The organism is Streptomyces sp. NPDC058008, from assembly GCF_042886395.1.
Lineage (GTDB): Bacteria > Actinomycetota > Actinomycetes > Streptomycetales > Streptomycetaceae > Streptomyces.
The window spans coordinates 59,276-66,952 of the sequence record NZ_JBHVQX010000043.1 but is presented as its reverse complement, the minus strand read 5'-3'; the positions used below and the strand labels follow the sequence as shown (position 1 = coordinate 66,952).

The 7,677-nt window shown below is 60.3% G+C and carries 6 protein-coding genes and 2 pseudogenes; 4 read left to right on the top strand and 4 right to left on the bottom strand.

Going from position 1 to position 7,677, the window contains the following annotated elements; genetic code table 11:
* The first annotated feature begins 425 nt into the window (after positions 1–425).
* From ACFVS9_RS31405 to ACFVS9_RS31395, 3 genes are all read left to right on the top strand, one after another.
* On the top strand, positions 426–1,553 hold the full coding sequence (locus tag ACFVS9_RS31405) for a helix-turn-helix domain-containing protein (RefSeq protein WP_389937875.1): 1,128 nt from the start codon (positions 426–428) through the stop codon (positions 1,551–1,553).
* 124 nt (positions 1,554–1,677) lie between these two features.
* Positions 1,678–1,905 carry a DUF6193 family natural product biosynthesis protein gene (locus ACFVS9_RS31400; RefSeq protein ID WP_389937872.1) on the top strand — a complete coding sequence of 76 codons (228 nt, stop codon included), beginning with the start codon at positions 1,678–1,680 and terminating at the stop codon, positions 1,903–1,905.
* Between the two features lie 371 nt (positions 1,906–2,276).
* Positions 2,277–2,648, top strand: coding sequence for a hypothetical protein (locus tag ACFVS9_RS31395; protein WP_389937869.1), 372 nt, complete (start codon positions 2,277–2,279; stop codon positions 2,646–2,648).
* A gap of 932 nt (positions 2,649–3,580) precedes the next feature.
* Here ACFVS9_RS31395 and ACFVS9_RS31390 read toward each other — a convergent pair.
* The 4 genes and pseudogenes from ACFVS9_RS31390 to ACFVS9_RS31375 all read right to left on the bottom strand — a co-directional run.
* A pseudogene (locus tag ACFVS9_RS31390) lies at positions 3,581–4,002 on the bottom strand (site-specific integrase); the annotation flags it as partial.
* A gap of 376 nt (positions 4,003–4,378) precedes the next feature.
* Positions 4,379–5,266, bottom strand: a complete 888-nt coding sequence (locus ACFVS9_RS31385) for a DUF4365 domain-containing protein (protein ID WP_389937883.1) — start codon at positions 5,264–5,266, stop codon at positions 4,379–4,381.
* A gap of 452 nt (positions 5,267–5,718) precedes the next feature.
* Positions 5,719–6,042 (bottom strand): hypothetical protein, encoded by a 324-nt coding sequence (locus tag ACFVS9_RS31380; RefSeq protein ID WP_389937866.1) that lies wholly within the window; start codon positions 6,040–6,042, stop codon positions 5,719–5,721.
* Positions 6,039–7,253, bottom strand: a complete 1,215-nt coding sequence (locus ACFVS9_RS31375; RefSeq protein ID WP_389937864.1) for a Shedu anti-phage system protein SduA domain-containing protein — start codon at positions 7,251–7,253, stop codon at positions 6,039–6,041. The genes ACFVS9_RS31380 and ACFVS9_RS31375 overlap by 4 nt, the downstream gene beginning before the upstream one ends.
* Before the next feature lie 122 nt (positions 7,254–7,375).
* Between ACFVS9_RS31375 and ACFVS9_RS31370 the strand changes: the two are divergent.
* A pseudogene (locus ACFVS9_RS31370) lies at positions 7,376–7,618 on the top strand (DNA-binding protein); the annotation flags it as partial.
* Positions 7,619–7,677 lie beyond the last annotated feature (59 nt).

The following is a 7,677-nucleotide window of genomic DNA, read 5'->3' as shown; positions in this document are numbered from 1 at the left end:
ACGGAGTCGGTGGACCGTCACGAAACTTCGAGGTTAGACACCTGCTACCAGCGCGGTAGAACTTTCCCTACTTCATAGAGGCGGCGCGCTCCGCGCCCTCTCTGGCCACGACTAAGCCGGTCGCGCGGCTAGAGCTAGCACTGTGGGGAGGGAAGAAGCCCGCTGTGGCTGGAGCGTCGACTCCACGGCTTCAGCCACCTCCCCGGTTCCAGTCCCGCGTCGAGCGCGGCCAGGGGGCCACTCGTTCACAATCCGGGCAGGGTCACAGTCTGCCCGAGTTGCTGGCCAGCGCATGGCCCCCTGATCATGCTCGACCCAACCCGGGCAGGGCCCCCGCCAAACCCGCTCCGCCGACCTTGCTTTGGCGATATCCTAATCGCAAGATCACAGACAATTCAACGATCCGAATAGGGTGACGCAACTCGATGGAAATTATTGAATCGGGGAGTTTCGACGGAACTTGGGCCAAATTCAAGGTGCGGGGAGGAATGGAGCTCAAAGCCCACGTATGGCGCGGAGACTCACATCACTACTGGGAGGCGAACGGCACATTCGACAAGCTGCTCGATTTCCCGATTCTGGCGGGACTGCGCGCGGTAGGGCATTTCATTGAGACAGAGATTCCCCTCACCAGTGAGAAGCAAACTCAGAATGAGGCATCCTCGATCTTCATCAAAGGAAGGGACGACGAGCCTAGCCTCAACTTCAGCGTCAACCGTGACGGTAACCCCATGGTTGAGCTTTCAGTGCAATCTCACCCCAGAATTACCTTCAAGCAGTTCTATTCCGATGCCGCCAAAGTTTTGGAATCGATCGATGCGAAGCTGGTGAAAACTAAATACTACGACAGCCCCCAAGAACAGTTGCACGAGCTCACGACGACCTGGTCGACAGGAGACCGCACAGTCTGGCAGTTATTGAACTGTGCGCACTTGATCGAAATGATCGGGTGGCCGGGAAACGCGACCGCAGAGCATGTTACGGCGCAGCACGCCACTCGTCTGATCGTCAATGGGAACATCAACTCGCTTCTAGGATTGCGAGAAGATGGCCAGCTTGAGGCAAAATCAGCCTTGTATGAGATCGACACGAACGCCGGCAAGTTCGAACTGGCTAAGGATGTGGCACAGTTTGCAAACTCCTCCAGCGGAGGCATCCTAATCATAGGGATGAGAACGAAGGGAGATGGCACGGGAGACGTGTTTGCTAAAATCACGCCTCTTGATATTCAGCCCAAAACCGATTTGCGGTACAAGTCAGTTCTCGAATCCCGGATTTATCCAGCCATTGAAGGTCTCGGAATCGGCCTTGCGGCCCACGATGGCGGGCATGTAATGTATATCACCATCCCGCCCCAAAAAGATTCCCTGAAACCATTTATCGTGCAGGGAGCCGCCATCGACGAGATTGTAAGAGATTCATTTTTCCTCATTCCGCAGCGACGCGGGGACAGCATTTCCAGCATTCCCGGGAAGGCGCTTCACGCTTTTCTTGCCGGAAAACTATTTGGGGCAAACGAAAAGCGGGTATTTGGCGAGAGTGAACGGGAATAGAGTCGAGCGTCCGCTAGATCGTGGCAGCAGAGTGGTCCGATATCCTGTCCTACGGCAGGGACTCATCAATCCGGCCGTTTCCCGAGCTACTTACCAGCACCCGTCGCTGCGCGAGCTCTGGCCCATGGTCAGCCACGGCGTTCTGTATCTGAGCCGGTGCACCCGGTGGCCCTGGACGAACGATGTCGGTACGGCCTACCCGCTGGTCGAGGGTGGATACCGAGCGCGTCGCAAGTCCGACAAGCCCCTCCTCGGTGTGGTCGACACCGAGGAAGAGGCCTACGCGTTGATCGCCGCCAGCCTTCCCGCCGATTGCGGGCTTGCTGTCGACGGAACCCCTGACGATCTGTGACTACACCGTGGGGTAGTTCCCCTTCAGTTTTCCGTCACCCGCTCCGGCGCAGAGCCACAGACTGATGTCCCGCCGTCGGCGTGCCCCATCCGTGCCCAGCAGAGCGGACAACAGCGGGCAGACACGGTTTCCATAGACCATGCCCATCTCCGCCGGCCGACGTAAAAGCGCAGCTCAGAGCCCCCTCTGCGACCCAAGCACCGCTGATTCCCAAGCCCAGAGCACGAGTTCGATTCTCGTCACCCGCTCCATGAAGAAGCCCCAGGCAAGCTCACCTGACACCGCCAACGGGCAACTGCACTGTCAGTGGGACCAAGTACCCTCAACACAGGCGAAGTTGGAGAGTCACATAATGCTTGTTTCCTACAGCGATGGAGCCAGCCATGCTGGGAACGATTATCCGCGACCTTTACGGAAAACAAGAAACACACGAGATCAAGTACGCATTGGATGATATCGCCTCACCAAATGACACCTACGGATTCTCCTCTGTCGGCGTCTATTGTTACTTCAATCCCGAAGATTCAACCGTACTCTACGTCGGACTCGCACGCGATCTAACTCAGCGCTTTTGCCACCACAACGGAGTAATCAAGGTCAAGCCAGAAAGCTGCAAAGTGCGGGAGATAACCGCATGGTTTACTGAACACGAGAAGCTTGGTCTTGCGATTTTTGTGCAATCACCCCTGGAGCAGGTCAGCACCTCCAGGAACGCAAAAAAAGCGTGGCAAGAACACGGTTGAGCACTCCGACTCCCCCCTAGAGGGCCTAGCGCACGCGACCACCCTGGAGGGCATCCTTATCGAGTCCTACAAAGCCAAGCACGGCTCACTACCGCCATGGAATAAGACTGGTGCTTCGATCACAGGTCAAGGGCTCGCCACTACAGGCGGCTATAACCTCCTTGAGATCATGACAGGAAAGGTTGACTCACTCATACTCTCACGCAAGACCCTAAGGGAACTTTCCAGCGACCCGACATATTTGGAGTTCGAGAGTCTATTGCATGGAGGAAGGACTTACGCCACCGCCCAGCACGCCGGAAGAGGAATGGACAGTCGCGCCATCCTGTCCGCAATGAATGAAATCACCGCTAGCCCATTTCTGGCGGATATGCACACGCAGGCAACGTGGAAACGAATGCTGGACACCCAGTACCTATTTCTCCCGTCGCCAGCGCCGGCAACCGAGGAGACCCCAGGCCGCTTGAGACTCAAGGGCAAACGTTGACGACTCCGTCACCAGCCGCAGGCGCTCGACAGGCAGCACAGGAAGCAACGCTGACGAGCAGAGCCTGTAAGGGACGGCATGGCCGAGAGTTGTGGCAGTGGCCGGCCACCTCGCACGAGTGATGGTCTCGAACGACCTGGGCGAACTCGTGGCAGTGCACAACACCGGGCCCGAGCAGACAGCGAACGCTACACAGACCGGCGAGCGAGCCCCTGCGGTCCCCGCACCAGATAAGCACCAGAAGACGGGGTAACCAGCGGTCAGTACTGGGCAGGGGGCAAGCGCCGCGGCCCAACCCTGGTCTGCCATTCTCTCTGCTCAGGAGCTTGGGGCCAGAAGTTGATCTGTGATTCCCAAGCTCAGAGCGCAAGTTCGATTCTCGTCACCCGCTCCATGAAAAAGCCCCAGGCCAGCGGCCCGGGGCTTCTTTGTTGTCTGGACCAGTTCAGGGGTCGCGTACCAGATCCGCACCAGAAGGCCCCCGATCAGCCTCCTTGCGGGCGGACCGCACGGGGTCGTCGAGCCCGCTCGCGACTTCCTGCTGCCGCTCAAGGTCCGAGTGCTGGTAGATCAGCGCGGCCTTCTCCACGACTGGCTGGCGCGGACCATCGTGTCCTTGAGCGTGGCCCCGGACCGGGTGGCCAGGGTGTGACCGGTGTGAGGAAGATCGTAGAAGCGAAAGCCGTCCGGCATGCCGACGAGCACGCGGGCCCTGCGCCACTTCCGCCCGAATGTGGAACGCCGGAAGGGCTTGCCCTTCTCCCCCACGAACAGCAGTCCGCCCGGGCCCTTCTCCGCGTACCAGTCGAGGTGTCGCCGAACGTCGGTCCGCAGAAAGGCCGGCAGGACCACTACCCGCTTGCCCGCCCCAAGCAGCGCGGTAAGAGTTTCTCTACTTCATCAAAGCACCCGGCTGCGCTCCGCTCCGCCGGGCGGGCTCCCCAGCTGCGCCGACGCCCGCCCACTGTGGCAAGGCCCGGAGGTCATGAGGCGAGCACCCGACGAACGCGGCCCACGGTCAAGGACATGCCTCCGGCGGCACCGGGTGGGGGGAGGCACCGTTCCCGGCCGCGGCCACATCGTGGCGAGCGTGGGGGGGGGCTTCCATCCCGTCCACTATCGACCCAGGCAGAGCCGTGCAGACGCGGCACGGGGTGTGTGGGTCGACGGCGGACGGGATGGAAGCGAGGTGGTATGTGGTGACGCGAGTTAGATATACGCCACTCTGCGGGACGGGAAAGCTTTATGATTGCCAGGAGAGGGGCGTACCCTTCCGCGCCTTATTCTTAAGGATCTTCTGCATCCCCGGCTTATCTGCAACACGCCACATTCTTTCCCATGCGCGCACGTCCGTCAGGTACTCAGGGATCTTAATTTCTTTCTCGCATGCGCACTCGATGAGCGATTCAACGATAGCGACAACTCGACCCCTGCTTGGGTGGGTGACCCCCTTAAGATAGGAAGAGAGCTTCGCAACCTCATACCCTGTCTTTATTGACACGATATCGAGACCGGGCGCTCCAACGCGGCGATGCAGTGCCCGCAACTGAGAAGCAAAGGCGAAGCGGAAGTCTCGCGGAGTCGCTTCTTCTACTGCCTTTCCCAGAGCAGACACCAGCAGGTCGATGGCGCCAGCCAGCTCGTAGTCCGCTTGCCGTACAGATGCGCCCCGCGTGGGCCTCGCAATGGCGATCCCGCTGGTCTGACGTCGGGCCGGAACGGCGAGCTCATCTCTGTGGAATTCACTCAGCTTATTCCTCAACGGGACGAGTACTTTATGGCCCTGCCCGGCGACAATGACCGTCTCGTCGCTAACGTGCTGCCAGTAAATTTGCTCGGATTCCGGCTCGAACAACATAAGAGTGACTGGGAGTGAGTGATTCATCCAATACTCAACATGTTTTGCGTCACAATAGAACCACCACCCAAGATCCGTCGGTTTGGCGAATTGACTAGCGCCGGACTTGATCTGCACAGCCAAGAGCCGACCAGTTCCCAGTCCAGATTCTCCGCCGGGAGCTCCGGCCCCATCAACCACCTCGATGTGGGCATCAATTCCGATATCGCTAGTCTCTTGCTCACGGAAAAGCCAGCCCAATTGGGTGGTAACCAAGTATGCGGCCCGAGACACTCCAGCACGGTCCACCAGATGGGTGGCAGGGACGACTGTCAAAGTTGCATCTCCTCATGCCGGCTCCGGCCAACCGATGAGTCTAGCCTAGAGGGAGGGACTGACAGATGGCCCGTAACTCGCCCTCACTATTCCGAGTTGGGTCGTTGCTGAGGGTCGGACAGGTGAACGCCCCGTGCCAGATCCGTGCCAGGTTGAGCAGCGAACCACGGGGAACGGAAGTCGCTCGATCAACCCTGTCGAAGAGCTTTCCTTCTCTTTATCGCAGGTCAACGGCTAAATCGCACCTAAGGGCTGTCCCGTAATCCCTCGAGCTTCCAAGCTCAGGTGAATGATGGAATCTGCCGGCTCGCCAAGTGCTCGAGTGTGGCTTAACGCACGCTTTGGCGGACGACAGGTCAGTCCCGAAGAACCCCTGCGGCCCCAGAGCGCCGCCGGGCTTCACGCGATCCCTAACTGCGTTTCTGTCGCAGGTGTCGGGAGGCTGCCAGGCAGGAGGACAGCCAAGTCGCCTCCGATCGGTCAATGATCAAGTCGTCGACCGTGATCATCCCGTCCATGACTCCGTCGAGCCGTATCGAATGATCAACCACTCGGAACATCTTCCAGTCCGCGTCGCTGTGCCAGAGCCGGGCGCTCTTATCACCCCGGCGCTGAGCGAAAACAACTTCCTCGCCGTGTTCGTTCATGAAGTAGCCGACATAGTCCTTGCTGGTGATCGCGTCACCACAGAGACTCGCCAGCAGGGACTCAATCGCACGAGGGTTGTCGTTCATGCCGCGGATTCCTCGATAAGGCCGGGGGCCTGCCCTGCCGACGAGAGCGCCAGCATCCGCGCCGCCGACTCCAGCAGGGTCTCGTACGTGATCACTTCTATGCGTGCCATGTGCGTGTTATAGGTCCGCAGCGTCTCCGCGACCTCCTGGGGCGTGATGCTTCCACCCACATACTGCGAGTGCCCAATCACGACGGTTGCCGAAGCCCTGCGAGTGTCGATGCCGTACCGCGCGAGGATGGTCTGACGGCTCTCGTCCATGGTCCGGAGGTAGTTCTGCGCCTGGGAGACCGCATGGTGTGCTGGCGCGCCCAGCATGAGGTGGCCGCTGGGCCGGATGACTAGTTTCTCGATGTTGGCACGCTTGAGTTCCACCACGTGCAGGGATCCATCACCACGTAGCAGCGGAATGTCGAGAATGGTGTCCGGTGTGTACTGGCGGCGGGCAAGCTCGGCCACGTAGGCGCCACCAAAGATCCACTCCTGATTCTTCAGGCAAGCATGGAGGGCACTCTCGGAACTGTCAGGCTGATCCACCGCGGCGCGCAGGGACTCAAGGCCCGCTCGCCTGGCCTTCAGTTCGAGCACTTGAGCCAGCATTCCCGCGTCAGCATCCGCCAAGACGTCGCTCATCATCCGGGCAACCTCGGCGGAGGCTGGTCGAGGCAGGTTCCGCAGGACCAGTTCCATGTGCCCGAACGCCTGGAGGTGCTTCAAGTACTTGCTGGGAAGCTGGATTCCGCCCTCTCCGGCTCCGATGGCGAGGTGGTCCGTGGCCCGGGCGATGCCGCGGAAGAGGGCAAGGGCATCAGCGAAGCTTGCCTCTGGGTTCTCGGCGCGCAAGACGTCCAGGGCGGCCGCGGCTCGCTCGGCGCCCATGGCGACCATCCGCCGCATGTACTCCTCGCTTCGCTGTCGCGCCCCCTTGTTGTAGTAGTTCTCCACCGTGTCGAGGTAGAGCTTGCCACCGGCGTAGCCAGCGAACCTCTGGAAGCGTTGGGCGAGCGCGATGTCCTCGTGCAGGAGAGACTCTTGAGCAACGTCCTCCAGGGCATCCACCAGCGGTCTGCCCTTGCCGTACGTACCGCCGAAGTCATTCCCCATGATGCGCAGTACCTCATCGATACGCTGCCGCACGCTCGCGTGCTCGGTGAGCTTCTGTGCCTCTTCGACCATGACCCGGAGCGTGTAGCTGGATCGGAATATCGCCATGCAAGTAACCCTAGAAGTGAGCACTGACATTGATGCTGATACTCAGGTTCCGGTGGTCGCGGCTCGGGCACTGACTGACGCCCTGTTGCGGAGCTCCGCCACCTGATCGCTGGGCAGCGTCCACCAACATGCCTCGCCTGAACTGGGCCCTGTCCCGCATCAAGGTGGAGCCGGTCACCGAGCAGGCAGCGAAAGCGGCAGCGGAGCTCCTCAAGGGCGCCGGACTGCACGGGCACAAGTACGCCATCGACGCCACGGTCGCCGAGGTCGCGCTCCGCCAGCCGAAACCCGTCGCCCTGCTGACCTCCGACAGCGACGACATGACCAAGCTCTGCGGCAACCAAGTCCGCATCATCCCTCTCTGACCCTCCAGGCCACCTGGAGCATGAACCTCAGCAGGTTCTGGTGCACTGTCGCCGCCCGT